General features: G+C 52.2%; 1 rRNA gene. It reads left to right on the top strand.

The window, feature by feature from the left end:
* Positions 1-1,270: ribosomal RNA gene (locus tag ACI48D_RS25975) — 23S ribosomal RNA — on the top strand; the annotation flags it as partial.
* Positions 1,271-1,295 lie beyond the last annotated feature (25 nt).

The following is a 1,295-nucleotide window of genomic DNA, read 5'->3' on the forward strand; positions in this document are numbered from 1 at the left end:
GGCGAGATGAGTATTCTAAGGCGCTTGAGAGAACTCGGGAGAAGGAACTCGGCAAATTGGTACCGTAACTTCGGGATAAGGTACGCCCCGGTAGCTTGACCACTTTACTGTGGAAGGGTGAAAGGGTTGCAATAAACTGGTGGCTGCGACTGTTTAATAAAAACACAGCACTCTGCAAACACGAAAGTGGACGTATAGGGTGTGACGCCTGCCCGGTGCTGGAAGATTAAATGATGGGGTGCAAGCTCTTGATTGAAGTCCCAGTAAACGGCGGCCGTAACTATAACGGTCCTAAGGTAGCGAAATTCCTTGTCGGGTAAGTTCCGACCTGCACGAATGGCGTAACGATGGCCACACTGTCTCCTCCCGAGACTCAGCGAAGTTGAAATGTTTGTGATGATGCAATCTACCCGCGGCTAGACGGAAAGACCCCATGAACCTTTACTGTAGCTTTGCATTGGACTTTGAATCAATCTGTGTAGGATAGGTGGGAGGCTTTGAAGCGGGGACGCCAGTTCTCGTGGAGCCATCCTTGAAATACCACCCTGGTTCATTTGAGGTTCTAACCTTGGCCCGTTATCCGGGTCGGGGACAGTGCATGGTAGGCAGTTTGACTGGGGCGGTCTCCTCCTAAAGTGTAACGGAGGAGTTCGAAGGTACGCTAGGTACGGTCGGACATCGTGCTAATAGTGCAATGGCATAAGCGTGCTTAACTGCGAGACCGACAAGTCGAGCAGGTACGAAAGTAGGACATAGTGATCCGGTGGTTCTGTATGGAAGGGCCATCGCTCAACGGATAAAAGGTACTCTGGGGATAACAGGCTGATTCCTCCCAAGAGTTCATATCGACGGGGGAGTTTGGCACCTCGATGTCGGCTCATCACATCCTGGGGCTGTAGCCGGTCCCAAGGGTATGGCTGTTCGCCATTTAAAGTGGTACGTGAGCTGGGTTTAAAACGTCGTGAGACAGTTTGGTCCCTATCTGCCGTGGGCGTTGGAAATTTGAAGGGGGCTGCTCCTAGTACGAGAGGACCGGAGTGGACGAACCTCTGGTGTACCGGTTGTCACGCCAGTGGCATTGCCGGGTAGCTAAGTTCGGAAGAGATAACCGCTGAAAGCATCTAAGCGGGAAACTCGCCTTGAGATGAGATTTCCCGGAGCCTTGAGCTCCTTGAAGGGTCGTTCGAGACCAGGACGTTGATAGGTCGGGTGTGGAAGTGCAGTAATGCATTAAGCTAACCGATACTAATTGCCCGTACGGCTTGTCCCTATAACCTTGGCAGTCAATGCCGGGT

Origin of the sequence: Massilia sp. LXY-6, assembly GCF_051233485.1 — a bacterium.
Lineage (GTDB): Bacteria > Pseudomonadota > Gammaproteobacteria > Burkholderiales > Burkholderiaceae_D > Telluria.